At 42.8% G+C, this 26,612-nt stretch carries 26 protein-coding genes; 6 read left to right on the plus strand and 20 right to left on the minus strand.

Annotation, left to right across the window (positions count from 1 at the left end; genetic code table 11):
• Positions 1-163 precede the first annotated feature (163 nt).
• A complete protein-coding gene (locus tag LZG71_RS13875; RefSeq protein WP_233821252.1) occupies positions 164-1,261 on the plus strand; it encodes a glycosyltransferase family 1 protein in 1,098 nt (365 codons plus the stop codon).
• Here the strand turns inward: LZG71_RS13875 and LZG71_RS13880 are convergent.
• From LZG71_RS13880 to LZG71_RS13890, 3 genes are read right to left on the minus strand one after another with little or no spacing between them, the layout of a single operon-like run.
• Positions 1,243-2,073, minus strand: a complete 831-nt coding sequence (locus tag LZG71_RS13880) for an alpha-1,2-fucosyltransferase (RefSeq protein WP_233821253.1) — start codon at positions 2,071-2,073, stop codon at positions 1,243-1,245. The genes LZG71_RS13875 and LZG71_RS13880 overlap by 19 nt on opposite strands.
• Before the next feature lie 6 nt (positions 2,074-2,079).
• Positions 2,080-3,450: a flippase gene (locus LZG71_RS13885; RefSeq protein WP_233821254.1), complete on the minus strand. Its 1,371-nt coding sequence runs from the start codon at positions 3,448-3,450 to the stop codon at positions 2,080-2,082.
• Positions 3,451-3,462: 12 nt separating this feature from the next.
• The gene (locus tag LZG71_RS13890; RefSeq protein ID WP_233821255.1) at positions 3,463-4,401 is read right to left on the minus strand and encodes a hypothetical protein; all 939 of its coding nucleotides are present in this window, start codon (positions 4,399-4,401) and stop codon (positions 3,463-3,465) included.
• Between the two features lie 240 nt (positions 4,402-4,641).
• Here LZG71_RS13890 and LZG71_RS13895 point away from each other — a divergent pair, with 240 nt between their 5' ends.
• From LZG71_RS13895 to LZG71_RS13905, 3 genes are all read left to right on the plus strand, one after another.
• Positions 4,642-5,505 (plus strand): glycosyltransferase family A protein, encoded by an 864-nt coding sequence (locus LZG71_RS13895; protein WP_233821256.1) that lies wholly within the window; start codon positions 4,642-4,644, stop codon positions 5,503-5,505.
• Positions 5,506-5,567: 62 nt separating this feature from the next.
• Positions 5,568-6,458 carry a glycosyltransferase family 8 protein gene (locus LZG71_RS13900; RefSeq protein WP_233821257.1) on the plus strand — a complete coding sequence of 297 codons (891 nt, stop codon included), beginning with the start codon at positions 5,568-5,570 and terminating at the stop codon, positions 6,456-6,458.
• Positions 6,459-6,464: 6 nt separating this feature from the next.
• A complete protein-coding gene (locus LZG71_RS13905; protein ID WP_233821258.1) occupies positions 6,465-7,223 on the plus strand; it encodes a glycosyltransferase in 759 nt (252 codons plus the stop codon).
• Here LZG71_RS13905 and LZG71_RS13910 read toward each other — a convergent pair.
• The 8 genes from LZG71_RS13910 to LZG71_RS13945 form a co-directional block, all read right to left on the minus strand.
• Entirely contained in the window at positions 7,216-8,682 is a 1,467-nt protein-coding gene (locus LZG71_RS13910; RefSeq protein ID WP_233821259.1) for an O-antigen ligase, read from the minus strand. The genes LZG71_RS13905 and LZG71_RS13910 overlap by 8 nt on opposite strands.
• A gap of 157 nt (positions 8,683-8,839) precedes the next feature.
• Positions 8,840-10,012 (minus strand): glycosyltransferase, encoded by a 1,173-nt coding sequence (locus LZG71_RS13915; protein WP_233821260.1) that lies wholly within the window; start codon positions 10,010-10,012, stop codon positions 8,840-8,842.
• A gap of 20 nt (positions 10,013-10,032) precedes the next feature.
• Complete coding sequence (locus LZG71_RS13920; RefSeq protein ID WP_233821261.1) at positions 10,033-12,201, minus strand: lipopolysaccharide biosynthesis protein; 2,169 nt, start codon at positions 12,199-12,201, stop codon at positions 10,033-10,035.
• Complete coding sequence (locus tag LZG71_RS13925; protein WP_233821262.1) at positions 12,198-12,866, minus strand: TolC family protein; 669 nt, start codon at positions 12,864-12,866, stop codon at positions 12,198-12,200. The genes LZG71_RS13920 and LZG71_RS13925 overlap by 4 nt, the downstream gene beginning before the upstream one ends.
• Positions 12,867-12,952: 86 nt before the next feature.
• Positions 12,953-14,173, minus strand: coding sequence for a sugar transferase (locus LZG71_RS13930; RefSeq protein ID WP_233821263.1), 1,221 nt, complete (start codon positions 14,171-14,173; stop codon positions 12,953-12,955).
• Between the two features lie 24 nt (positions 14,174-14,197).
• Positions 14,198-14,584: a response regulator transcription factor gene (locus LZG71_RS13935; protein ID WP_233821264.1), complete on the minus strand. Its 387-nt coding sequence runs from the start codon at positions 14,582-14,584 to the stop codon at positions 14,198-14,200.
• Between the two features lie 440 nt (positions 14,585-15,024).
• Positions 15,025-16,227, minus strand: coding sequence for an energy transducer TonB (locus LZG71_RS13940; protein ID WP_233821265.1), 1,203 nt, complete (start codon positions 16,225-16,227; stop codon positions 15,025-15,027).
• Positions 16,214-16,807: an RNA polymerase sigma factor gene (locus LZG71_RS13945; RefSeq protein ID WP_233821266.1), complete on the minus strand. Its 594-nt coding sequence runs from the start codon at positions 16,805-16,807 to the stop codon at positions 16,214-16,216. The genes LZG71_RS13940 and LZG71_RS13945 overlap by 14 nt, the downstream gene beginning before the upstream one ends.
• 150 nt (positions 16,808-16,957) lie before the next feature.
• Here LZG71_RS13945 and LZG71_RS13950 point away from each other — a divergent pair, with 150 nt between their 5' ends.
• On the plus strand, positions 16,958-18,811 hold the full coding sequence (locus LZG71_RS13950) for a VWA domain-containing protein (protein WP_233821267.1): 1,854 nt from the start codon (positions 16,958-16,960) through the stop codon (positions 18,809-18,811).
• A gap of 53 nt (positions 18,812-18,864) precedes the next feature.
• Here the strand turns inward: LZG71_RS13950 and LZG71_RS13955 are convergent, their stop codons facing one another.
• The 4 genes from LZG71_RS13955 to LZG71_RS13970 are packed head-to-tail and all read right to left on the minus strand — an operon-like array spanning position 18,865 to position 21,110.
• Positions 18,865-19,443 carry a DUF4202 domain-containing protein gene (locus LZG71_RS13955; RefSeq protein ID WP_233821268.1) on the minus strand — a complete coding sequence of 193 codons (579 nt, stop codon included), beginning with the start codon at positions 19,441-19,443 and terminating at the stop codon, positions 18,865-18,867.
• A gap of 6 nt (positions 19,444-19,449) precedes the next feature.
• Complete coding sequence (locus LZG71_RS13960; protein WP_233821269.1) at positions 19,450-19,929, minus strand: hypothetical protein; 480 nt, start codon at positions 19,927-19,929, stop codon at positions 19,450-19,452.
• Between the two features lie 22 nt (positions 19,930-19,951).
• Entirely contained in the window at positions 19,952-20,335 is a 384-nt protein-coding gene (locus LZG71_RS13965) for a DUF3037 domain-containing protein (protein WP_233821270.1), read from the minus strand.
• Positions 20,313-21,110 (minus strand): HipA family kinase, encoded by a 798-nt coding sequence (locus LZG71_RS13970; RefSeq protein WP_233821271.1) that lies wholly within the window; start codon positions 21,108-21,110, stop codon positions 20,313-20,315. The genes LZG71_RS13965 and LZG71_RS13970 overlap by 23 nt, the downstream gene beginning before the upstream one ends.
• A gap of 153 nt (positions 21,111-21,263) precedes the next feature.
• Between LZG71_RS13970 and LZG71_RS13975 the strand changes: the two genes are divergently transcribed.
• Positions 21,264-22,205, plus strand: coding sequence for an Rpn family recombination-promoting nuclease/putative transposase (locus LZG71_RS13975; RefSeq protein WP_233821272.1), 942 nt, complete (start codon positions 21,264-21,266; stop codon positions 22,203-22,205).
• A 70-nt stretch (positions 22,206-22,275) separates the two neighbouring features.
• On the opposite strand, the gene LZG71_RS13980 is transcribed toward LZG71_RS13975, so the two are convergent.
• From LZG71_RS13980 to LZG71_RS14000, 5 genes are all read right to left on the minus strand, one after another.
• Positions 22,276-23,142 (minus strand): phosphoenolpyruvate hydrolase family protein, encoded by an 867-nt coding sequence (locus tag LZG71_RS13980; RefSeq protein ID WP_233821273.1) that lies wholly within the window; start codon positions 23,140-23,142, stop codon positions 22,276-22,278.
• A gap of 38 nt (positions 23,143-23,180) precedes the next feature.
• Entirely contained in the window at positions 23,181-24,422 is a 1,242-nt protein-coding gene (locus LZG71_RS13985) for a Tm-1-like ATP-binding domain-containing protein (RefSeq protein WP_233821274.1), read from the minus strand.
• 15 nt (positions 24,423-24,437) lie between these two features.
• Positions 24,438-25,271, minus strand: a complete 834-nt coding sequence (locus tag LZG71_RS13990) for a sulfurtransferase (protein ID WP_233821276.1) — start codon at positions 25,269-25,271, stop codon at positions 24,438-24,440.
• Between the two features lie 96 nt (positions 25,272-25,367).
• Entirely contained in the window at positions 25,368-25,577 is a 210-nt protein-coding gene (locus LZG71_RS13995; protein ID WP_233821277.1) for a hypothetical protein, read from the minus strand.
• A gap of 19 nt (positions 25,578-25,596) precedes the next feature.
• Positions 25,597-26,514: a ThuA domain-containing protein gene (locus LZG71_RS14000; RefSeq protein ID WP_233821278.1), complete on the minus strand. Its 918-nt coding sequence runs from the start codon at positions 26,512-26,514 to the stop codon at positions 25,597-25,599.
• Positions 26,515-26,612 lie beyond the last annotated feature (98 nt).

Here is a 26,612-nt window from a genome sequence, read left to right on the forward strand (position 1 = left end):
CAAATTAACTCGACACGAAATATAGGAGTTTTACAATGATGTAAAGATCAAAATTTATTTTTATGATTGTAACGATGCATGTGCCACCGACTGAATTATTCACCGTTATTTAAGAAAAAACCCTGTTTCCCAACTACTCAACGCTGGCAACAATAGCCTAACAATGAAGATACTATTCGATCATCAGAAATTCACCACACAACGGTACGGAGGCATAAGCCGCTATTTTGCCAACATTATTCAACAAATTAATAATACAAGAGGCTTTTCCTGTGAGGTTGGATTAGTCTATTCTCAAAATCATTACCTGAATCCTGAGCCGTCTGCTGCGCACAGCTATCTCGGACGAATCCTTAAATCGGATCGTATTGCAAGGAGACTCTACAAGGTGAATGAAAAGTATTCCAACCGCCTCGTGAAACAAAATAATTTCGACATCTTCCATCCTACCTACTACGACCCATACTTTCTTGACACACTTAAAAAGCCGCTGGTGACTACCATACACGATATGACGTATGAAAAGCTACCGGAGTATTTTTGGGCGCAAGATCCGCTTACCAAACATAAACGACTTCATATTGAACGTGCTGACGCAATTATTGCCATTTCGGAAACAACCAAAAGTGACCTCCTGAAATATCATGACGTGGATGAAAGCAGGATTTCTGTCATTTATCATGGGATCGAACCTGATACTGCTCTGATTTTTGACGCGGTACCAAACCTTCCGGAAAACTATCTCCTGTATGTAGGAGATCGCAGCGGATATAAAAACTTTTACCTTTTTATGGACGCCTTTAAAGTGCTATCTGAGAAGTATCCGGATCTGAACGTTGTACTTACAGGTGGGGGAAGTCTGGGTGTTGCAGATCAGGAATTGCTGATGCGCTTGAAGTTAACACAGCGTGTAAAGCACGTCAACGTTACAGATGCCCAACTCAATTATCTTTACCAGAACTCGGCTCTCTTTGTTTATCCCTCCCTGCACGAAGGTTTCGGCTTACCCATTTTAGAGGCTTTCAAAGCCCAGTGCCCTATTTTGCTAAGCGATACACCCTGTTTCAAAGAAATTGCCAGCGATGCGGCAGCGTATTTTTCGGCATACAGCGTAGAAGATATGACCTCACAAATTGAGCGTTTTATTGGAAATACTGAAAGGAGAAAACAACTCATAACCAAAGGGCTGGCACGATTAAGAGATTTCCCTCTGGATGTATCAATTAAAAAAACGCTTGATCTCTACAAATCTCTATCCTGAGTTGTGAGAACATCCCGCCAGGTAAAACGGTCGGTCATGATGCCCTTCGGGTGTTCGCGACCGATCCGGAAACCAAACCAGTTTTTGGGAGCAATCACAAAATTCTTTTTAGGACAAAGATAGGCCGCCCACCACGCGAAGGTACTGTTGGAAATAATGGCTACATCAGCATTCATGATCAGCTGAAAATCAATGATTTCAGAGTTCGATGAAAAGATAAAATTCTCCCTTTGTGGAAATTCTTTTTTTACAAATTCCATATCGTCACTCACAAAGTAAACCCGGTAACCATCCAGATTTTCGATTGAGTGAAGCTGTCTTTTGAAATAATCTATCGGCAGCGAAATATCTCTTTTCCCATAAGCCAGATAATCGGTACGGCGAATGTGCACCACTATGGTTTTGTGATTCCTGAAAACCTCACCGAACTGCACCTCAAAAAGATCCAGATATTGCTTTTTGATCTTCGGCAACACCTTTTCGGGCAATTGTTTTACATAAAAATCAGACTGGAAATAACCGTTGTAGATTGTAAAATTGGCAGGTGCGTGATCTTTTGGAGAGAAAAAATTTTGAATATAAATGTCCTTAAAACCAAAAACGCGTGGTACCGATCGTGCAAAAACAGAATACACCTTCGAGCTCAGTGTTAAGTTATGCCAGTTTCCCAGCTCGAAATACTTGCTTAGATAGGCGTGGTGCGGATTAGGGAAAAAATAGGTTTTACGGTTATCCCGCGATTTGAGATAAAGCAAAAAAAAGTACTGAAATAATTGATTCCCGAGCCGTCCGTTAAATTTTACGCCTACCATACACGATTATATTTTTGAATGATCGCCCCGTCCCATTTTCCTGTTCCAAACCGGTAAAATGTATTTTTCCAGAAATTCAGGATAAAATCGAAACATATAAATGATTGTGTTCCACAAACTCACGTCTACTTCCTTTTTCAGGATGATCTGCGCTACAATGAAACCCAGCACATTGGAGATCAATGTTGCATAAGCTGCTCCCATTACGCCGTATTGCACAATCAGTAAATAGTTGAGACCCAGGTTAACGACCGTCGTTCCGACCACAACCAGAAAAGTCACCCTTGTCTTTCCTATTGAGTCCAGGATCGTTCCGAACTGTCTGCCGTATGGAATTAACAGGCAATAGAGCAACGTAACGTGGAGCAATGGAATGGAGTCGGCATACTTTTCACCTGCGATGAAATGGATCACATATTCGGAGAAGGCATACAGGAATAACACACCGGGAAGCACAAGCGCAAGCGTAGTACCGACCGATTTTTCGTACAAATATTTCACGGCGCTTTTCCCCTCCTCCTCCATCCGACGCGAACTTTGCGGAAAAACAACCACCGCGATCGCGTTGCCTGGAATGTCGATCAGATTCGTAATTCTTACAGCAATATTAAAAGCCCCCGATGCAGCCGGCGAAAGCAATGCGCCAAGCATCATCTGGTCCACCGTTCCGGATAAAAGCGAGCTGACTGAAGTACCGAACGAATACTTGCCATAACCAAAAAGTTTGGTCAGCCATGGACGACTTACGGAAAAAGTTAGTTTGAAATTGTGTTTTACAAAACCGTAAGCCACCACTGTACTCAACACCACACTCACCAATTGAACCCACACCAAATAGACCAGCTTCACCTGAAAATCGACCAGGTAACAAACCAGCACAAACCCGAAAAAGGAGGACTGGCGGATGAGGTTGTTTATGAAAATCCCGTTGAATTTCAAATTTGCCTGTTCTACTGCATTGAATTGTGTGAGTATACCGGAACAGGTGAAAACCAATACATATAGGTACAATAAGTTAATCAGTTGCGGCGATTCCCAAATCGTACTCAGATACGGAGCAAAAGCGACAATAATTCCGATACACGCCAGCGTAATAACGGCACTGATCGCCGTGGATGCGGAAATGATGACGGAGTGCTCCGACTTATCAGCAGCCGACAAATATTTTACCAGCGCATTCTGAATAAGTCCGCTTCGGATTGCTTCCAGAATGGTAGTAGCTGACATAAAGAGCGTCCAGACGCCAAAATCCTGCTTGCTCAGTACACGAACAAGAATGTAGAAACCAGCAAATCCAAAAAATACACCCGAGAAATTCTGAAGTATATTAATGAACCCCGACTTTATCCAGTAATTATTTTTTGTTTTAGTTTCCATGCCTGTACCGGATCATTCGAAGTGTGTACCGATATAGCCTTTCACTTCTTCGTCCGTTTTTGCATGCAGAATGGTTGCCCCAGAAAACTTTGGGTATAACTTTTCAAAACATTTAAAATGATGCTCTGGTCCTTTTTTAGAAAGAATAAGGTTTGTACCACCGAAATAACTGGCCAATGCAGCTGTACCGCCATGAATGGAAATAAACCTGGAAGCGTTGGCATAAACCATCATCTGTAAATGATTGAAATTTCGTGCACCCGCTTTGTTCTCGGCAAATAAATCCTCCATCAGGATCACTTCCGGGTGTTCCTTTTGCAACCAGCCAAACTCATCCATGTCATAAATATCACTGTTGTCCATTGTGATATTCTGCGGTCTGGGGCGGTTGTATATGATCGTAAATTTATCTTTTAGCCTGCCCAGCATGTATGCAAGTAGTTCGATGCTGTAAAAACTTACAGGCGGACCGTCCCACTCCATGTTGTAACGGTTTGCAATAATAAGAATGGGCTTTTCATAGGTATAAATGTCGTTACTGTATTGTGCTTTAAGAGGAACAGGCAACCATTTATCCATGTCGTAATTCTGGCTGTACAGGATTCGCGGCATTTCAAAATTGTAGTTCCCGTCATTGGTTCTCGTCTGGAAATCTTCCTGATGGTCTTCTGAGAAAAAATACATTTCCCTGGTGTACTTCGAAGAACGTGTACTTTTCAACGTTCCATTTTTGTGGTGCCAGTAAGCAAAAGGAAGCGCAAATTGTAATTCGGGAGCAAATTCACCCTGGAATGAAAGTTCTTTATAACGAGGCTTGAAAAGGTAATCTTTCAGAAGATACTTCAACTGTCTGAGCTGACATCTATATGTGTGCCGGTAATAATATCTGACGTCAATAGGCAACTGCCCGTATCGGATTCTGATTAACAGGCTCAGGAATTTATTTAACATATAGAGGTCGTTGAGTATTTGGTTTCACATCTCGGCAGCCATCCCCTGAGGAATCGGCAAGTGCGAGAGGTAAATCCAAGTCACAAATTCAAAAGTAGAATTAATTTTCACACAAAATTACCCAAAGATGCTAATTGTAGCAATATTTCTATTTTTTTGTCTTGTTATTACCAATAAAATTTAACTTTGGGAAGAAATGCAGATTTCTCGATTTTACTCAACAACCCCCTTTAAATAAATATGTCTCTTTTTGGTCTTCCTGAATGGGTTAGGTCTCATTTGTATGAACATAAAAACTATACAGACCTTAGCTTCACTGAAATAGAGTCCATTAAGAAACGGATCAGTATTTTTAAGAATCCTGACCCCGAGGTCTCCATCGTTATTCCGGTTTGGAACGAGCAGGACAGCATATTCAGAACACTTTCTTCCCTATCTGCCAACATCACCGATTATAAAGTTGAGCTCATCGTCATCAACAATAATTCCTCCGACAAATCTCAGGAAGTACTGGATGAGCTTGGTGTAATCAGCTATTTCCAGCCGGATCAGGGCATTCATTATGCCAGACAAATGGGTTTGGAAAAAGCCAAAGGGACCTATCACCTTTGCGCGGATGCCGACACGGTGTACCCACCAAAATGGATTGACCTGATGGTTGCACCTATGAGGAATAACGAGGGTGTGACAGGAGTGCATGGCAGATATTCATTCATCCCACCCAATGGAAACGGAAGGTTCGGGCTTTGGTTTTATGAACTTCTGACAGCCGGCATAATCAGAATACGACAACGCAAACGCCAGTATCTTAACGTGTATGGCTTCAATATGGGATTAATTACCAGAATCGGACTGGAAACGGGAGGCTTCAAAACCATCACCAAACGCCAGTATGCAAACATGGTTGGCAGCGATTTCGTGAACGACTCCGAGGATGGGCGTATGGCAAGAAACCTGCTGACAAGAGGACGTATAGCGCTGGTTACTGACTCAAAAGCCAGGGTTTTCACATCGGCCAGGCGACTTATGGACGACGGCAGCATCTTGAAAGCTTTCATGAACAGGGTAAAAGTTCAGTTAAGAATTTTTAGAGAATTTACCTGATCTTCAGTCGCGTTCCCAAATCAAAAAAATACTACTCAGGTTTCACAGAAACAACTCAACTTATGACTTCACAGGATACCATTAAAATTGTTGTAGCAAGTAACAATCATTACGCGCTACTCATCGCAGCTCTGATCAAATCTATTGAAGTCAATCACAAGTCGGGAGAAAAAATTGACCTGTATATAATCGATGACGGTATTTCAAAAGCGAACCAGGAAAAGATCCGTGCTTCTGCAAGTGCCGAAATGGTGCGTATGTTCTGGTTCAAAACGAATGAAGCCGTACCTGCAAATGTGACAATACCAAATGACAAATCGGCTTTCCCGATCACAACTTACCTGCGTCTGTTTGCCCCGCATATACTGCCAAAAGGAACAAAAAAATACATTTACCTCGATGTAGATATGATTGTATTGGAAGACATTTCGAAACTATGGAATGTGGATCTGAAAGGAAATATCATCGCCGGTGTACAGGATCTGTGTGAAACCGCAGGCAGCGAATGGGGCGGGATACCAAACTACAAAGAACTTGGGATTGCTCCGGAAACCTTGTATTTCAACGCAGGAATGATGGTGGTGGACCAGGAAAAATGGGAGAACGCAGATATAAGTAATAAAGTGATCAAATGTATTCACGACAATATGAAGTCGGTAAACTTTCCTGATCAGTACGGGCTCAATGTAGTACTTGCCAACAAGTGGCAGCCTCTCGATAAACGCTGGAATAACTTTGCCATCGTCGATACCGAAAATCCGTTTTTGATACATTACCTCGACATCAAACCATTTTTCAAAACCTATAATGGTCTGCCAAAATATCAGGAAGTGTTCTATAAATACCTACGCCAAACGCCCTGGAAGGATCACACACCTATTTCAGGCAATGTCCGTATTATGAAAAAGGCGATCAGCAAGATTAAAAAAATTCTTATTTCCATTACCCGATAACCCGGCATGTTCAATTTTCCTGACGTAACACTTCTTATCACCCACTATAACAGAAGCACATCTCTGGAAAGACTTTTAGAGGCTTTTTCAGCGCTCGGTTGCAATTTTGGTGACATCGTAGTATCCGATGACGGCAGCAAACCCGAGCATGTCAGCTACATTAAAAGCCTGAACCAAAAATTCCGTTTCACACTGGTAACCACGCCAGTTAACAAAGGACTTGGAAATAATATCAACAAAGGGCAGGATGCTGTAAAGACGGACTACACGCTTTACGTGCAGGAAGATTTTGTTCCAGAAAAAATATTTCCGGTTCATTTTCAACGAGCTCTGAGCTTTATGAATGAGCGGCAGGAACTGGACATGGTGCGCTTTTATGCTTATTTCAAATATCCGCATTTAAAACCTGTTGGAGACGGATTCTCCGAAATGGAGTTCAAACTGACGAATCCAGGCTATAAGAAATTCTACTTTTACAGCGATCACCCGCATTTAAGAAGAACGACCTTTTTTCAGAAATTTGGTAGATACAGAGAAGGAATAAAGGTGGAAGCAACCGAATATGAGATGATGATGTCGGTCATTAAGAAAAAAGGTAAATCACTATTTTTCGAAGAGTTCACATCTCTTTTTGAACAAAAAAACTCGGAAGATGAGCCCAGTACGGTACGCAGGAATATCTGGCGGGAAAGCAATAATCCTATATTAACCGGTCTCCGGCATTTGTACAGACATCTTAAATTCAATTATAATTACCTTAGATAATTTTACCTTTCCGATCTTCCTTGTCCAACTTGTAGGTGATTTGAATAATCGCAATTGCAAGATAAAAAAGGATATTATTGGGATATTGTACCAAGGCTTCCTGTGGAAAGTTGCCAACATTAAGAGCGAAAATTACGAGGGTCATTGCTAAACAATACATCCTCAGCTCCGGATTTCGTATCCTGTAAAAATTTTCGATACCCGATTTGAGGACAACGAACATGAGGCAGCAAAAGATGAACAATCCGATCCAGCCCATTTCCGCGGCTACACGCATGTAACCACTATCCGGTGGGAAATTGGCAAGAAATGAATGCGGCGCAAAACGAACGCCCCACATCCCAGTGGCTCCCAGTCCGCCTCCCATTGGATGCGACAAAATGTATGGCTGAATCCGTTTCTGATTTTGTTTCCGAACATTGTAAGAAGCATCTTCCGACGGTCTGAAAGCGCTTTGAAAACGAACTAATGAAGGATTCGACGTCGGCATAAAGATCATCACAATAATCAGAAATGCTGCTATGGCAGAAAACACCATGATGCGTTTACTAAAATGCAGTACCGCAAATAACACCAATGTTGCCGGTACGAGAACATAAGCGCCACGCGTTCCTGAAAAAAGCATGGCATTGAGCATGAGCAGACAAAAAATTCCAAGAGCTATCTTTTTGCCTTTTCCCAAAGGACCGGCGATGAGCGCCATGCACACCAGGGCGGTTATCACCATGTTATACGAAAACTCGACAGGATCAGAAAAAATAGAATATTTACGCCAGTGCCCGTCGATAAACATAAGGCTTACTGACAAAGGATCGCTTTGCATGTCGGCCAGCTCATTGGCTGCAATACCGATATACTCTTGCTTGTAAGCGTACAGCATCGCCACAAATGAAAGGAACAGCCACATTTTCATGACGATTCTAATCGATTGTACCGAACGTATCTGATTGGCAAAAACGAAGTAAATTAATGTGAGGACGGCAATTGTCCGTACCGTATAAACCCAAGCCAGACGCGATTCTGCCCAGGGATTGATCACTTCCAGCAAGTTGTAGCCTATCCATATCAACAACATTGTGGCAACCGGACCTTTAAAAACAGACCAGTCGGGATATTTTTTTTGTCCTATAAAAAAACCGAGCAGCAACAAGAACTGCATGCCGTCCAAAACCGTCCCCATCGGATAATTGGGACCGAAACGGATGATAAAAAACAGCCCGAAAGCCATTGCCATCAAACAGCAGATTCCAAATACCGGAAAGGCCACCATCCCATACACAACAGGAATGCCGATCATAGTAATCAGGATCATTAAACCCGCTACTAATCCGCCTTTTACTGTAACTACCCCAAGCAACGCTCCTGCCAGTAAAAGCAACAGAATCCCGACAGGGGTTTTGAAAAAGACCACGAACGACCTGTTTCCTTTTGTTAAGCCTATGTCGGAGCGTAATTTCAAATTTTGAGTAGCTGAAACTAGAAAAATAAGATCTTGAAAAAGAAAAAGAAAACACTGACAAATGCCACGATTAAAGCAACAATGCGTGTGACGGACTGAATTTTAGTGAGTTCAGGTTCATCGCTGTCTTCTCTGTTTTTTTTATCCGGGAAAACCCTCATAGCTTATCCGTTTCGGTTTTTCTTACGTTGTGTTTTGTAGCAACGGATATCTTGTTCGCCCTATTGGCTTTAAACAAAGAGCGCATTTGAAGTGATATAAATTGAGGGATCTTTTGCAACGAACTGTAAATTTCGGGATCGGTATCACTGTTGAGCAGGGCGATAAAAAAGCCTGTTACGAAGGCAAACAGTCCGGCAATCCAAGCAAGTGAAACGAGCGGTGCGATCCACAAATCCAGAAACATGAACAGAACCGACAATGCCAGAAAAATGAACAGTGGTGGTCTTAGCAGCACGATTCCAAACAGGAAACGGTTCCAGTCAAACCTTATGATTCCTGCCCCGATTAATCCAAAACCCAATGAGAAATATTTGAACCAGGTATTGATCCAACGTGCCCGCTGATTGACCAGTTGTTCCGATCCGGAAGTCTTTTCATCGTATACCACGGCTCGCTCCGCAAAGGCAATGCGGTTTCCACGTCTCACAATCTGATGCTGCAACACCTTATCAAAACCTGCGCCCGACACATTCAGGTTTTCCAGGCACTGTTTGTAAAGTTCGGTGGTGAAAGCCATTCCCGATCCGGCGAGCGTTGCGGATGAACCGGCTTCAAAAAGCATTCTGCCATCGTAATAGTGATAATAAATATCTCTGGCGGCATCAAGACGAGCCAGCATCGTCTCCATATTTTTCGCCTTCCTCACGCCCTGAACTGCCTTAAAGCCCTGCCGGAAGAATACGTTGAGCTCAGTTAAGTAATCCGGCACAACAAGATTATCGCTGTCGATGATCGTCAAGTGACTATGCGGACGAATGAAATGATTGATGGCATAAAAATGCGACCTGACATTACCCGCAAGCACCGTGGGCGGCCTGAGCAAAACAACCTGATCCGAAGCAAAATGCAGATTGGAAACGTCGCAATTATCAGCTACAACATAGATAATAAAGTTTTTATAATGAGAAGTCAGAATGGATTGCACTACCTCAGGTAACTGATCCGTTTGTTCGTAGGCGGTCACAATAACCGCGTAGTCGGGCGAAGCTTCATCCGCGATATGAGTCCTGGTTCTTCGGGTTATGCCGCGGATAAAGAGCAACAAAAGTGGAAATACAAGCTGAAAGCCAATAAGTAATTGCGCCGCAATCCATACAATTTCTAGCATGTACATAGCCGTATGAACGTTTAGTTTATTCTTGCCGCCTGCCCGGTCACCTCCCGCGCACCAGTGAGAACCCAGCCGGTGAACTTATCGCCAAGACTTTTGAAATAGCCTATTTTGGATTTATCATCTCCGCTAATGGTTTTTCCTGCTTCAAAAGAAGATACGACAAGATCAGCGAAGATGATCCATTCTTTTGCCTTGTTCATAGAATTGAGTGAATCCGTCTCAATAAGGATGATATCGAACTTTGTAAGCAGATAATCAAAAACTTCTCCTGCCACTTGCGCCGTGGCAATTTCACTGAGTGATGTATCACCACCCTTATTTCCTAATACAGCGATACCGTCCGCTCCAACGTGGGAAAGAGCCAGATTTTTATCATGAAAAAGTTCTTCAATAAACCCGAAAGAGGCTCCGCCGGCTGTAATGCCGCGTTCGGCAAAATTCCCGTCAATCACCAATACCCGCTTACCCACTTTTGAAAATGCCCAGGCGAGACCCATTGTGAGCAGAGTCTTGTCCTCACCTTCTGCAAGGCTGGTAATTACAATTGTTTTGGAACTCGCATTTTCTGAATCCAGCTCATACCTTACCGAGCGGATCAGATTACGAAACACCTCATCCCACTTCCGCGTAGAATCTCCTCTACGAATCGAAGACAGATCTTGCCGATCCGGCGTATAATTCAGATAGCCAATCACCGGAATATCTGTCTCATTGGCAAGCTGTAAAGGATGGTTGACCGACTTATCAAAAAAGTAAATGATAAAGAACACAAACAGGCAAAATGCAAAGCTTATCACCACCGAAAGAATCAGCAAAATAAGTTTTTTGGATGGCTGAATGTTGCCTGGCAAAGCTTTTTCCGCTTGTTTGAGAAACACAGGAAAGCTGGATTCCAACGTAGCGTTATTATACCGTTGCAGCGCTTCCATGTATTCTTTGCTCGCAATGTCGATACCCGTTTCATACTCCTGTATCTCCGCTTCATTTGGTACCAGGGCATCAAACTTCCTGTTGAGCCGTCGCAACTCCTGCTGGATAGAAGCGACGCTGTTGGACGACAGCTCCAGCTCTATTTCCAGATTCAGTTTTTGTGTAACGAGTCCCTCCTTTACCACCATGGGATTGTAAACGTAGCGATCCGAAGCATCGTTAATTTCGCGGCTCAACTTGCTCTGAAGTGAATCCAGCTGCCCCTTATATTTCGGGTCGAAGTTGTTACGGATGTATGCGTCATTCACAGCCCGTAGCTGCTGTTTGGTAACCACTATTTGCTGATTGATGCCTGTGAGGGCACTTTCCAGATATCTCCTGTCTGCAGGATTAAACTTATTGTCAAGGTTGCGAATAGCAGCCGAGTAAGCTACAATATCTTTTTCAGCACTCTCCCGCTTTGTTTCGTATTCGGCAATTTGTCCATACAAGCTCCTCGCCTGTTCGTTCAGGTTCAGCACACGGTTCCGTATTTTATAATTCCTCAGGCCATTCATTTCCTGAGTGAGCGCATTTCTTTTTTTGGTTAAAAAATCGGTCAGGAATTCAATCGCCCGGTTGCTGTTGTCGATAATACGGGAAGAATAATAGGCGATAAATTCTGCCGAAAGTGTGTTGATCAAAAAAGCAGATAACAAAGGATTGTCCGCCTCGGCATCAATACTGATATAGTCACTGTTTTTAAGCCGGTATACTGAAATTTTGGAAACCAGTGAATTGTAGTCGTAACCGGTGTCTTCAAGCAAACTAATAATCACATCGTTTTCCTTGTTACCAGGCAACAGCTCTTCCCTATTTTTGAGTTTCTGGCTGACGAGTGTGATGTATTTCTGCCTTCCTGCTTTGTCCAGGCTTTCCATTACCGCCCCGGGCTGCCGAAAAGCCTTGTCTGGATTTTGAAGGTCATGAAGCAAAAGGTTATAGGAAACCTGATCCATCACCCTTTTCAGCATCATCATCTGTGTCAGGTTGTCGAATTTTCTGTTTATTTCGGATTCCTGATCTTTTTCGGCCAAATTCAGAACCTGCTCGGTTTTATCCACCAAACCAGTAGATATACTCCCGTGAGATTTGAACTGATCGGGAAGTTCGCGAACCAGAAAAAAGCAAATAACCAATGTAACAAGCGGGACTAAAATCAGAGCGATTTTGTTACGGTACAGGAGTTTGAGATACAGTACAAGTTCGTTCATTTGATATCTTCAAGTTTTAGTCCCAATAATTCTTCCAGGCTGCTTTTGGCAATGTATGCGTCAGCTTCCGACGCAATTTTTGTTTGCTGCTGGGTAGAATACATGAGCAAGGCCGTATTGTAATTCTGGATGGTCGTCTCTCCTTTTTCAAACTTGTAACGTGCATCTTTCAAGGCGCTTTCTATATCCAGCAACGCTTCTGATTTGATCCTGAGAATGGCAAGATGCTGTATGTAAGTGAAGTATCTTTTTTTAACATCGGCTATCAGGTTAAGCTCAAATGTCTGCTTTTCATATTCATTCACTTTCACTTCTGCCCGTGCCTGTTTCACTACCGTAGGTTTTTGCAGGATAGAACCGATGTTGACGAAAAAACCAAATTGATAACCCTGTAGAAAATTGGGGTTAATGCCACTTGTGGTCTGGTTGGGATTGTAGAGGTACGACAAAGAAATAATGTCAAAGTAAGAAAGCCGGGCTTTTTTTACACCCAAATTCCCAATCTCAATCCGGGAATCATACATTTTAACCTGCGGATAGTTTTTCCTGGCTATCTCAACCAATTTATCGAGGTACTCGTACGAAATTTCCTGAGCCAGCGACTCCTGTGCCTTGGTCGTGCCAAAAGAAAGCAACAGAGGTAGCAACAGAATTATATATTTCATTAAAAGGTAGTTGTAGAATTTTTCAAGTTGAGTATGGCAATGAAATATGGATAGTTAAAAGGAAATCCATCCGGGCAAATAGTACACTAGACATTCTCCGACTGCAACAAAGCCGGGAAGGTTTTGAGTATGATCATCATATCCATTTTAAATGAGAAATTTTTGGCATAGGTAATATCCAGTTCCGCTCTCTCCTCTTCCGACATATCCGCTTTGCCTTTACCTCGTTTGGTTACCTGCCAAAGTCCGGTAAGTCCGGCCGGTCCCGCAAAACGTAATATTTTGTGATCGGTAGTCATTTTCTCGGCTTCGTAAAGTGGCAGAGGACGGTTACCCACCAACGACATGTCCCCTTTAAGAATATTGATCAGCTGCGGGAGCTCATCCAGACTTGAGTTCCTGAGAAACTTTCCAATTCTGGTAATTCTGGGGTCATTCTGAAACTTCATGAAGGCCGCTTTTTGCTCCTTTTGTTCCTGAAATACCTTTTCACAAATTTCCTTACCATCCAGAAACAATCTTCGGTTGCATGAGCCTCCGTTCCTGCAAACTTCACAGAAATTGGTCTCCTCCGGACTTTCAATATTCTCGGTCGGCTTGGTGTTGTACATGTTCAGCGCAGCCATTTTCCTGATCATTTGATCGGCATCGGTGCGCATGGTACGAAACTTGTATAGGTCAAATATTTTATAACCGCTCCCTACCCTTTTTGACCTGTAAAAAACAGGCCCTTTGGAATCCAGGCGGATCGCAATCGCTACCAACAAAAAGACCGGAGACAATAATAGTACCGCCAGTCCGGTGGAAGCCACATCGATCAGCCTCTTCCAGAGCGGTGTTTCATTCTTTTCCTTTTTTATTTTTTCAGAAGCGATCCTGGCTACATACCATTGGCGCTTCGTAAAATAGTGAAGCCTGGTCAGCAGATCTCCTTCCGAAAAATCCGCTGGAAAAATGTCATCTGCTTTCTTCTCTTTTGCGTTTTTGATCAATGCCGGGGTGAGTCGGTCCACAAGTACTACAAAAGGCAGGTTGCCAAATGCAGGATTACTCCTGACCTGATCGAGCAGAGGCCATGCCCCGCCTTTTACGTGGGCAATAATCACGTCGGCCGGGAAATATTCCTGGATCGCCGTAAGCAGATTTTCCTTTTCCTCGAAGTATTCTATTTGCAGATGACTACCGTAATTAGCCGAGAACCATAGATATTGCTCAAAATCCTTACTCAGGTATGCAACCCTGTACAACGCGGAGGGGGGGATTTTTTTATCGTCAGAAGTCAATGCAGGCTGATGATTAAATTCCATTATGCTTGTTATAAATACCCGTTATCAATTTCTTCTGCTGCGGCGAAGTATGGCATTGATCTTTGCCTGAACTTCCAGCGGATTGAATGGTTTCAGCATAAAATCATCCGCCCCGAGGTTGAGGCACTGCACCCGCTCACTACTCTCGTCAGATCCTGACAAGATAATGACCGGTATATCGGAATATAAATTACTGGCTTTGGTAACCTTCAGAAACTCTTTGCCACTGAGATTGGGCATATTAAGGTCAGCTATAATGAGGTCGGTTTCGTTGCCTTCTTCGAGCCAAAGCATCCCTTCCGAACCATCATGCTTGATAACAACATTGAAGTCTTTTTTTAGAAAATGCTCCAATATTTTGCAGATGCTTGGTTCATCGTCTATGATTAACAGAGTATGTTTACTATTCATTTTGTTGAGTAAATATCAATTCATGTGGCGATTTTAACTAATTGAAAGGTTTCATATTCTTACCCCTATAAAAAGTATTTAAGAAATAAAACTACAACGATATTGCAAGAGTAGCGTTAAGTCCATTATTCGGAAACAAATTACGAATTATTGCTTCCAAATAACTCCAATTACCATTTAAGTCCTTTCTTGGTAAAATCTTATTCCATTTTAGCAATATACCCTTTCAACGGCTGCAATCGCAAGTTATAACTCAATTGAGTACTTTTTTCTATATCACGCAAGTTCAGTAAAAATTACTACAATTGAAAATTAACTTTTCAAATTACTTCTACCACACGCGAGGGTTATGAATGGGTTTAATCATTATATATCCTGACAGACATCCAAGCGTGGATTTTGAAACAATAATCTTTGGATATTAATAAATCAGATATCTTCTATTTTGCTTTAAAATGAATGGTAAAATGAATCCTGGAGGCGTAGTTGACACCGTTCTGAGAAGCTGGCAGCCAGCCTGATCCATTGCTGACAATTCGAATTGCAGCTTCGAATAATCCAGTAGTCCCTTTTGTTTCGAAGTCAGATAAAATACCCGTTTCAGATACGATACAAGAAACCTCTACAAGTCCGTTACCCGCCTCAGTCCTGGCACTTTCCATAAGATATTTCTCGTAGGCAGTCCAGCCATTTTTTGGTTGAGCTGCCACGGATTTTGAAGCTACTCGCATCTGTTTACTAACATTTTCTCCGGATACTTTGCCATAGCCCACCACAGTTATTTCGGAGAGTGCATGTGTGTCTGGTAGTAATTGTAATGTTCCTATATGCGAATTTTTTATGGCGATTCTTTGAGGTTCAAATCCGACCATTGAAAGAAAGAGTGAATCACCTGGTTTCCCCGGCAACGAAAACTCACCTTCTTGATCAGAAACTACCGAGTAGCCTGCGTTTGTAACAACTACGCCCTGTATCGCTTCCTCTGCATGTAGAACCTTACCAGTTATGGTTATTTCATTTGCCATCCGTGGACGGTACCGTTGGAAAGAAGGAGATAGCGTAACAGAACGTGCGGATTGGGATTCCACACTTACGATCCTTTCATCCAGCAACGATTCTGATTGAGGTATTTCAATTGCAGCAAGTTGTAATGTGTCCTGTATTGGTGGAACGGGTCTGGTTTTTCGGTTGGAGTTTTTTTCGTTCATTGCCACGTCAGCAAAGTTACCAGTGATTGTATCAGTTGGAAGTCTCTCGTCCTTCGGTACCGGAACCAGTACTTTTTTCTTGCCGTTCACACTTATTTGCTGCGGCTTTAACTGATCGATTTTCAAATACATCACCAAGCCAATCCCAAGTGCAAAAACCAGAATAGCTGCGGAGGCGTAATACCAAATGACAGCCCGCCTCACAGACTTTTTCTGAATACTAGTATCAAGTTTTTGTTCAAGCCGGAAAAAAGATGCGTCTGCATCAATATTGTTTTCTTCCAAAAGTAGATAACCCTCATAAGCCTCAGCTACAAACGGATCTTCCAAACACTTTTTTTCAAAAGAATGTTGTTCCTGTGCCGTCATCAGTCCGTCCCGATATCTCCGAAAGTCAGCGGCAGTATATCCTGTATTTGCTCTATTTGCTTCCATTCTTTTCCATGCAAATTTTCAGGTTCCTCTTACCATTCTGTATGTAACTTTTCACTTTGCCCAGTTCAAAACCAGTTTCATTAACTATTTCACGGTAGCATTTTTCCTGCAAGTAAAACAGATCAATTACCCTCCTCTGCTCCATCACCAGACCATTCAAACATTTCTCCAAAGACAGCAAATCCCCTCCCTGTTTTCCCGGATCAAAGTCATCATGGTTCTGATAAGTTGCCATAGTTTCGCTTAACTCATCGGTTTCTCCGTCCAGCTGAACTACCAACTTTCGTGAACGAAGTAGCATCAAGCAATGATTTCCTGCAACAGTATGCAGCCAACTTTTGAAATTCTCAACATCATGCATCTGTAAATCTGATATCAGTTTTTCGAAAATGTTCATTACCGCATCTTCACTCTCCTGAGAATTTTTCAAATATTTAAAACAAAGGGTAAAAACCATTTGCATATAGGGCTGATAAAGTTTACCAACAAGGCTCAGATCGCCTGACTGACGGTAAGCCGCCAGCAACTCCTTTTCCGTTAAAACCTTATCCTCTCTTTTAAACAGTTTTAAAAACTTCACCCTCTGTTGTTTTTCTAAGAAATTCAGCGGTTTTGGAACCAAACCAATATGTAGATGCAGTTTGGAAAAAATTCCATAAATATTTTTTCATTCTTTTATGGAATCTCATCAAATCATGCATCCAGTCATTAAACTAAACAAATGACTGCCATGAAACCAATGCTTTTGCTCGCCATTTTATTTTGCAGCTTTATTCAGACACTCGACCGAACAATTACGGGTACAATTAGAGACCGACAAAATAATCTTCTACAAGGTGTGAAGGTCTATCACGAAGATCGTTCGAAATTCGTCACAACAGATACAAAGGGACGGTTCAAAATTGCAGTTCCAGCGGAATCCAAAACGCTATCCTTTTCTTTCATAGGCTATGTTGATCTCAAACTTCCCATAACGTCCTCACAAACAATGAATGTTACTATGATAGAGGATAAAGCTGCTTTGGATGAGGTCATAGTAGTTGGTAACGGAGTTTCAGAAACGATGAAAAACCAGAGATTGGCCTTCTCTGATGCAATGAATTCTTATGTGTCAATGCCCGTACAAACCAACCAGATACACAATACTGAAAATTACAATCCGATTCAGGAAAATGGATTTCAAAATACAAAACAACAGGCGGTAACCACATTTTCGATTGATGTAGACCGGGCAGCTTACAGCAATACCCGCAGATTTCTGAACGCAGGGCAGTTGCCGCCTACTGATGCAGTCAGAATTGAAGAAATGATCAATTATTTCGATTACCAATATCCGCAGCCAACCGGTGAACATCCCATAGCAGTCACAACCGAGCTGTCCGATTCTCCGTGGAATAAAGGATTGAAGCTGCTTCATGTAGGTTTGCAGGCTAAAACTGTCGCTACTGACAACCTTCCTGTATCCAATCTTGTATTTCTGATTGATGTGTCCGGTTCGATGATGACGCACAACAAACTTCCATTATTGAAGCAAGCATTCAAATTATTGACGGATCAACTCCGCCCTGTTGACAAAGTGTCCATTGTTGTTTACGCCGGGGCGGCAGGGCTGGTTCTTCCGGCTACTTCCGGAAATGAGAAATTGAAGATCCGGGAGGCCATTGAAAGTCTGGAAGCGGGCGGATCCACGGCAGGCGGAGAAGGTATAAATCTGGCCTATAAAATTGCAGCACAACACTTCATCAAAAACGGCAACAACCGGGTTATTCTGGCAACAGACGGTGATTTCAATGTGGGAGTTTCGTCCGAGGGCGATTTGCAGCGATTGGTTGAAGAAAAACGTAAAAGCGGCATTTCTCTCAGCATAACAGGTTTTGGAATGGGTAATTACAAGGATAGTTATATTGAAACGATGGCAGATAAAGGAAATGGCAATTATGCCTACATCGATAATATTCAGGAAGCCAGGAAAGTGTTTGTCAGTGAATTTGGTGGAACACTGTTCACGGTGGCTAAGGATGTAAAAATACAGATCGAATTTAATCCGGACCACGTGCGGGCATACAGACTAATTGGCTACGAAAACCGGTCGCTAAAAAACGAAGAATTTCATGACGACAAAAAAGATGCAGGAGAAATGGGTTCCGGGCACACGGTGACCGCGCTGTATGAGATCGTCCCGGTTGGCGTAGAAAGTAATTATCTTCCCAAAACCGACGAATTGAAATATCAAAAAACAGAAAAAAACAAGAATTACCCACAAAACGAATTGCTTACCCTGAAAATAAGGTATAAAAAACCCGATGGTGAAAAGAGCAGCCTCTTTGAAATACCTGTGAAAAATACATCCAAATCGCTCGTGTCCACATCCGATAACTTTCGGTTTGCAGCTGCGGTAGCCGAATTTGGTTTATTACTGAGGCGTTCAGAATTTGTCGGTACTTCCGGATACGGGCAGGTCATAAAACTAGCCAAAGGTGCGTCCGGCAAAGATGAGGAAGGATACAGGTCCGAATTTGTACAGCTCGTAAAAACTGCCGAAATGTTGGATTCCGGAAAAGAGACCGCATGGAAAGACAGGTAGTAAAAATCAGGACTATCCAATCGGGATGAAGCTTAACCCGATTGGATAGTCTTTTAACTCAATGCCTTTGATATTAAATTCTTGCCCTGCTCACTGTATTCCAGACCAAGAGCCGCTTGCTGACCTGGTTCGCTCATTTTCCCCCAGGTTTTTCGTAGAATATCAATCATTTTATCTTCCGGAAGCTTGGCTATCAGTTCGTCGAACTGATATTTCAGGAAGACAATACAAAGTGCGTTTTCGATCGTCTGTACATCCGCATCCGTTTTCAGCTTTTGCTTTCGTATGATTTCTGTTACACGGGCAATCGTATTTTCGTCATAACCGACAGATTCTAAAATTTCGGAAGCTTTCGTTGCATGGAAACGAGACAAGTCGCTCCTCCATTTGAGATAGCCTACTCTGCCTTCGGGATAGGTATTCCGGGCTATTTCCCACCGTCCGATGTGCTGACTACGCGAGGCCAGGAGCAGCTCTTCACTTGCTTCGGGAGCCAGATTTTGAACCCATTCATGTAGTTTGAGTGCATAAAAATACTCAGCTGGATAAATAACGCCTTCCCAGGTTACTATCTCAGGTGCATTTTTATTATACTCATCAAATCTTTCGAAAGCTTCTTCTAATTTCTCCATATATTATTATTTGCCTGCTTTAAATATCAGTGCTATTTTGGTCATCCTCGGGTAATCGTAAGCTGTGCTTTGGGTAGTCATGGTAAATGAATCTGCTGTAACATCAGCTGGCAAGACAGACCAGGCACCGCCTTTCTGGTCAGGTGCTGAGATACTTATGTCCTTATCTCCAACCATCCATCTTAACTCCATAGGTTTTGTTTCTCCTTTGAAAACACCTTCAAATTTACCATTAGCTTTAAACTGAACAGTTTCCATATACCGCTCAAAGTCTATGCCGCCAAACTGTTTTATCATCTTACCATCTTTGAAAGTCGCCACGTCGTTCACCAATATCTGATCGATTTTCCAGGTATCTGCTGCTACCAATTTCTCTGCCGCGTCTTTCGGATCTTTCGCTGTCCCGTTGCAGGAAACCAGTAACCATGTAAACAGACATATCAAGATAATGTATGTACCAATTTTAAAATGCACTTTACAATTCATAACACAATTGGTTTAAATCCGATTATAAAACGAGGTCTTCAAACAACCTGGTAAGTGTTTTGTCCGGATCCACACAAAAACCCGGATGTACTTTTGATGCCTGTACCACGCTGCTTCTTGTAGCGGTAAGCCACCTGAAACGCGATGCAACCGGCAATGCCCCGATTGTGCCGCCAGACTTCCCTCCTATACAAATACTTTCCAAAGCTTTTAGATAGCACCCTATCTCAGCAATATCCGTCTCGCCGCCTAACGCTTTGATCTTCTTCTCATCTACCCGGTACAAAACTTTTAAAAAACGCTGAGACGAACAGTATAAAATCACCCCCGCATTCACAAATTCTTCACGCTCCACCCTTGGTACAACGCGGATTACGGCGTACTCAAATAAGTGTTTTTCTTGCATTTTGGGCTTCGGTTACAAATATTTCTGAAACGGATATTCTTGAAATCAAAAATTGGGCGTAAACATTTTTCATGTCGTCGGCTGTCTCATCCGGCGAATTACTCATCAGCCATTCCTCAGGGATGAGATTGATCACTGAATGAATTTTTTCGGGTGTAAGTAAAGTTTTAAATTCAGTATCGACGGCTGCAAGATCTGATGCGAAAGGAAGTAAAACATGATCTTTCACCTGGACAAATGGTCGTCTGGACTGCTCTTCCCAATTTTGCCAGGAATGGTGGAAATACAACGAGGCACCGTGATCAATGAGCCAAAGCTCTTTGTGCCAGATCAGCATATTCGTGTTTCGCGCCGTCCGGTCAACGTTGGTCAAAAGACAATCGAGCCAAACAATCTTTGATGCCAGTAGCGGGTCTATAGTAGTTACAAGGGGATCAAATGTGATGGCTCCTGACAAATAATGCATGGCAAGATTAAGACCGGTGCTTGCTCTCAACAAGTCCTGAATTTCCTCATCAGCTTCGGTTCTGCCGAACGCTTCGTCCAGATTGGCAAACACGATTTCCGGCATACGAAGGCCGAGAATCCGGCAAATTTCCCCGCCGATAAGTTCCGCTATAAGTGCTTTCACACCTTGCCCGGCTCCCCTGAATTTGAGTACATAAAGAAAGTCGTCGTCGGCCTCGGCTATTGCAGGCAAGGAGCCGCCTTCGCGCAAGGGCGTTACATAACGTGTCACACTCACGGTACGCAGCTCCGGTGGTTGATTGGTCATAAAAATCTTTGTTGGCGATATCTGACGATAAAATTAGGATCATTTGCTCCAATTGCTCTTAAACGATGAAGAAAATTTCCATGTCCCGTGGATAATCATTTGCTCTATTCCCTTAACGTATTGATTTATAAACCAAAAAATTATATTTGTTATATGAGAAAGATCAACACCACTGTACACGATAATTTTATCCGGGCTATTTTAGCAGACAAGAATGTTGCGGTTTCTTATTTCCAGAACTTCCTGCCACGTGAGGTAGTCGAGCAATTAGACTTTTCTACATTAACACAAATCCCTGACACTTATCTTTCTGAGAATTTACAAAAATCAATGTCCGATGTGGTTTATTCGTGCAATCTAAAAAGTGATGAGAGAAATATCCGGATCGCTTTATTGATTGAGCACAAAAGCTATCCTGATAAATTCACTCCGATTCAAATGGGCAGCTATATTTTCTCAGGCTACGAAAAACAACTTAAAAGCAATGAGGAGCTTTCTGTAATTGTTCCCTTGCTGCTATATCATGGAAAAGGCAAATGGGAATACAAACAATTGTCCGGTCTGTTTCCGCACTCCATTTCGGACTGGAAACAGTATATTCCGGATTTTGATTATATTTATAACAACTTGGGAGAAATATCAGATGAGGATGTTGAATCACTTCAAAATAAGTTTCTTACAGCCTCGCTGCTCGCTCTCAAACATAGTTTCCAAAAGAACTGGTTGGAAGAGAACGCGGTCAGGATACTGATTTTATCCGAAAATGTTTCAGAGAACTTACAGCGCAACTTAGCTGTTTATCTCTTTGCAAAAAGCAACTTACATGAAAACGAGATCCTGGAAATAATTGAATCATTACCATTAAAGTTAAAACATACTGTTATGAGCACGCTGGATATATTTGAAGCAAAAGGAGTAAAAAGAGGGATAGCACAAGGAATTGAAGAAGGCATTGAGAAGGGAATCGAAATAGGAAAGACCGATGTTATTAGAAATTTAATTCTGAACACTGACTTTTCTGCTTCGAAAATTGCAATGCTTACTGGTATTTCAGAAGAACAGGTGAGCAAAATAAAAGCAGAAATTGCAAAGTAATTCAGCCAACCAATCCTGATAAAACTAAAAAAAGGGCCGAAGCCCTTCTGGTCTTTATTTCTTCAAAAGATTATTTGTTATCAAGCGTAAGGGATTTGAAGCTTCTGGTCAAATCTGTAAGAGACTTCTCTACTCCCATTCTTTCCAGAGAAGAAGCCCCTACGAACCCTTGAACATCCGTTCTGTCCAGTATAATTCTCACATCTTCCGGTGTATTTACGGGGCCTCCATGTGCCAGAAAGAAGATGTCAGGATTCACTTCCCGGGCTGCTTCCAGTATTTTTTGTGTACGCTCCACTGCATCATCCATTGTACAGGAGGCTTCAACTACACCAATCGAGCCTCCAACGGTAGTTCCAACGTGGGCAATAATCGCGTCAGCACCGGCTTCAGCCATTTGTCTTGCCTCTTCGGGCTTGGCTACGTACACAATCGAGAACAAGTCCATTTTGCTGGCAAGTCTCACCATCTCAACTTCTTTATCAAATCCCATCCCGGTCTCTTCCAACACATTTCTGAAATGACCATCCACGATTGAATGAGTAGGGAAATTATTAATCCCGGAAAAACCCATCTCTTTCACTTTCAATAAATGGTGCCACATCCGGCGGCGTGGGTCTGAACCGTAAACACCACAAATAACCGGAACCTCTTCCACCACAGGCAGAACTTCAAATTCACCAATTTCCATAGCAACGGCATTCGCATCCCCATAAGCCATCAAACCGGCGGTAGAGCCATGACCGGCCATTCTGAACCTCCCTGAATTATAAATGATAATAAGGTCTGCTCCGCCTTTTTCAATAAATTTCGCACTGATTCCCGTTCCTGCACCAGCGGCAATAATGGCCTTATTCTGATCCAAAGTAGCTTTTAAGCGATCTCTGACTTCTTGTCGGGTGTAAGGGTTTCCTTTCCCTGTCCATGGATTTGGCATACTTGTATGTACTTTATTTCTAAGTATTTATGTGATATTTAATCATTTATCTGTGCGCTTGCAGAAATTACATCCAGCAACGTGGATACAAGTAAATCGGCAAAGGCAGCATCGTTAATATGCAGATCAGCCTCGACCAACATTACATTTTCACCGGCATTTTTCCTGATGGATTCAAATAAAACCTGATCTGTTTCCGGTCTGAAAAATACGTCTCCATCAGAGTCAATCTGAGAAATCCCCTGTAATGGCAAAACAATTGCCGCAGGCGCCGCCGACCTGTTTACGTTCTGTGTCAACCGCTTTCCCAGTTGCTCATTTTCTTCCTTGTCCGTCCTCATGAGTGTCACATCCGGCGCCCAGCTGTAAAACTCTCTCCTTTTGTACTTTTCCGGAATGGTATCAGGATGAGCAAAATTAACCATATCCAGACAACCGGGAACCACCACCTGCGGGATTCCCATTTCCGTCGCGGCGTTAAGCCTTTCGGGCCCGGCACTGCAAATTCCACCGCACAGTTCGTCTGCGAGTTCTGTTGTGGTAATGTCCAGCACCGCGTCAAAAACACCCTCCCTAATAAGCGCTTCCATGGTGATGCCGCCAACTCCGCTTGCGTGGAAAGCCAAAACCTCGTATCCAAGCTCTTCCAGCAACCTGGTACATCTGTCTACACAAGGCGTGGTATTTCCAAACATACTTATTGCAATACTCCCTTTTCGGCGCATTGATGACTCCATCTCTACATTAGCCATCGCGCAAATTGCAGCAGCGGCCTGTTTCACAAGTTGGCGGATCACATTGTTCAGTCCAGCTACATCCACAACGGACGGCATGAGCGTAATGTCTTTATTGCCAACTTGCCTTGACAAGTCTTTCGCAGCCAGAGTGCTGAGGCAGATCTTTGGAATTCCGAATGGAATTTGCTGCATCGCAGCAAGCGCAATGTAGGTGCCGCCGCCGCCACCCATACCTATTGCTGCTTTGATACTTCCAGCCGAAACGAGCTTATTTACGATTCTTCCCGCACCCGCGCCCATTATTTCCATCGCGCGCCCTCTATCTCTGTCCCTTCTCAAATCCGCGATATTGGCACCTCCTTCGAGCGCCACCACATCTGCTTCAAAATCGACATGAAAATCCTGGCTTGTACCCAAAACACCTGTATTCATCATAATTACAGACTCTCCATGATGAATTATTGTCTCTCTCAAAAAGTTAAAAACGTCACCTTTTGTATCAAAACAACCCAGTATCAATATCGATTTATCTTTTGTGGACATGTTTAAAGTTTTTGGTTAATTCTCCGTTGCTACCGGCTTTTCGTTTCTTGACCACTCACTCCAGGAGCCAACATAAAGAGACGCTCCCGTTAAACCCGCTTCTTCAAGTGCCAGCAAAGTGTGGCAGGCCGTCACACCGGAACCACAATGAACGTACACCTTTTTTGTGTCAATGTCTTTTAATTCCTGATTATACTTCCGGGCCAGGATTTCTGAGGAAAGAAACCGTCCGGTTTCATCCAGATTGGAGGTATATGGTATATTGATTGCGCCCGGTATATGCCCTGCTATCAGATCAATAGGTTCGCTTTCGCCGCGGTAGCGGTAATTTTCACGTACATCTATCACAATGTAATCTCCATCCGCAGCAGCAACTTCATCAATTGTTACCGTTGGCAAAATCCAGCTTTCAAAATTATAATTACCCCTGATTGAAGGTTCTGACTTACCCGTAACTATTTCAAAACCTGCTTCTGCCAAGGCTTGCAATCCTCCGCTTATCACATGAGTTTCTTCATGACCGGCGGATTTTAGCATCCACCATAAACGCGCAGCAGCGTTCGCGCCGTTTTTATCGTCGTAAATAACAACCGTCGAAGAATCCGTTATACCAGCGGATGAAAGAAACGCCGAAAAATGAGAGGGAGATGGTAGAGGATGTCTTCCACCCATGGCAGCATCCGTACTTTTTTGAGAAAGATCGGTTTCCAAATCAGCAAAAACCGCACCTTTCACATGCCCTTTTTCAAATCTCTCCAAAGCATCTGCGCCTCCGCGTGCGTCAACTATTACAATGTTATCTTTTTGAACAGACAATGCTTTAAATGCATCAACAGATAGGATTCCCATAGGTTTGAAAATATTTTAGGTAACAAACCTATAAAAATATGAGGTAAAATTCTATTGCAACATCGCGCCATCCAGAAGCGTTTGTAATAACATTGGCTATCGTATGACGCTTATCCTGACCTTTACCAGCTCATAATAATCTAGCTGACTGGTAACCGAGAAGGCGTTTTTCCCTAAAATAGAGTCCAGGGTTTCTGAATCTGAATAAACCTGCGGATCATTTGGATCATTCACCATTTTGCCATTCAGGATGTGTCCCCACACAGGATTTTCGTCATCGGAATCTTTTCTTTTAAAGGCTTGCATGTTGATGGTTTTAGTTTGATCAGATCTTCTTGGTAAGACTTTCAATTTCCGCATCGTCGGGAGTTGACGACGGAATACCGTCATCCGGAACCTTAATTTTAGCTGTCCATACAATGGCATTCAAAACAATTTTCCTGAAATTATCGTCCTGCCAGTTGGCATGATAGTGACCTCCGGTAAACCCAAAACCTCTTCCTCCCGCAGGCCGGTCATACGCCCAGGCTACGACCTGCGGCTTCCTATCCGTTAAAACCGATTTTCTTACGTGTTTGTTGTTGGAATGAGTTCCTTCTTCCCTATTGAGTGTGGAGTCGGGGGGAAGCGTCTGGAGAATGGGTGTAATGCCATTCATCATATTGGTAAAACGCATGTGGTAATACCACTCATCTTTAACTTCAAAAGGCTTCACTCCGTTGGTGACAGAATGTCTGGGAAGATCCTGAAAGTCCGCGGTCCAGACCGGATTTACAGACCAGTCCGTTTCAAAATAGCCTCCAATCCATTTTTGAAAATATGTGCCGCCTTCACCCTTAGGAATTTCCAGGGCGAAATGTAGCATTACCAATCCAGTCCCTTTTTGTAGTATGTTATCCAGCTCTCGCAGATGTGTCCCAAGAAAATGATCTCCTCCGCCGTCACCGTATACGACAATTGTACTGGCATTTTTTAAAGGGGATAGATCCTCAGGCCAGCCATTTATAATGAGAACCTCTAAATCCGGTATTCCTTCTTTTAGTCTCTGAGCAAGCAATTTGCTCCCTCCCTGATGCTCGTGCTCACCCTTCCCATGGCTATCAGCCGTATTGAGAAAAACCACTTGTTTTTTACCCTCCTCATGTAAAATTTTGTCAGGAGAAATACGACCCCACAAAAGGGCAGAGATTGCAACTACTAGTGTAAGTGTAATTACAATATTTCTTTTGGTAACGCTCATCATCCAATCTGTTTTGACTCAATCCATATATACCGATTGAACCGAGCAAAAACCAGACCAAGCGCTAAAAGAATCTTTGAATATTATGAGACATTTAATAC

The organism is Dyadobacter sp. CY312 (genome assembly GCF_021390535.1).
Classification (GTDB): Bacteria; Bacteroidota; Bacteroidia; order Cytophagales; family Spirosomataceae; genus Dyadobacter.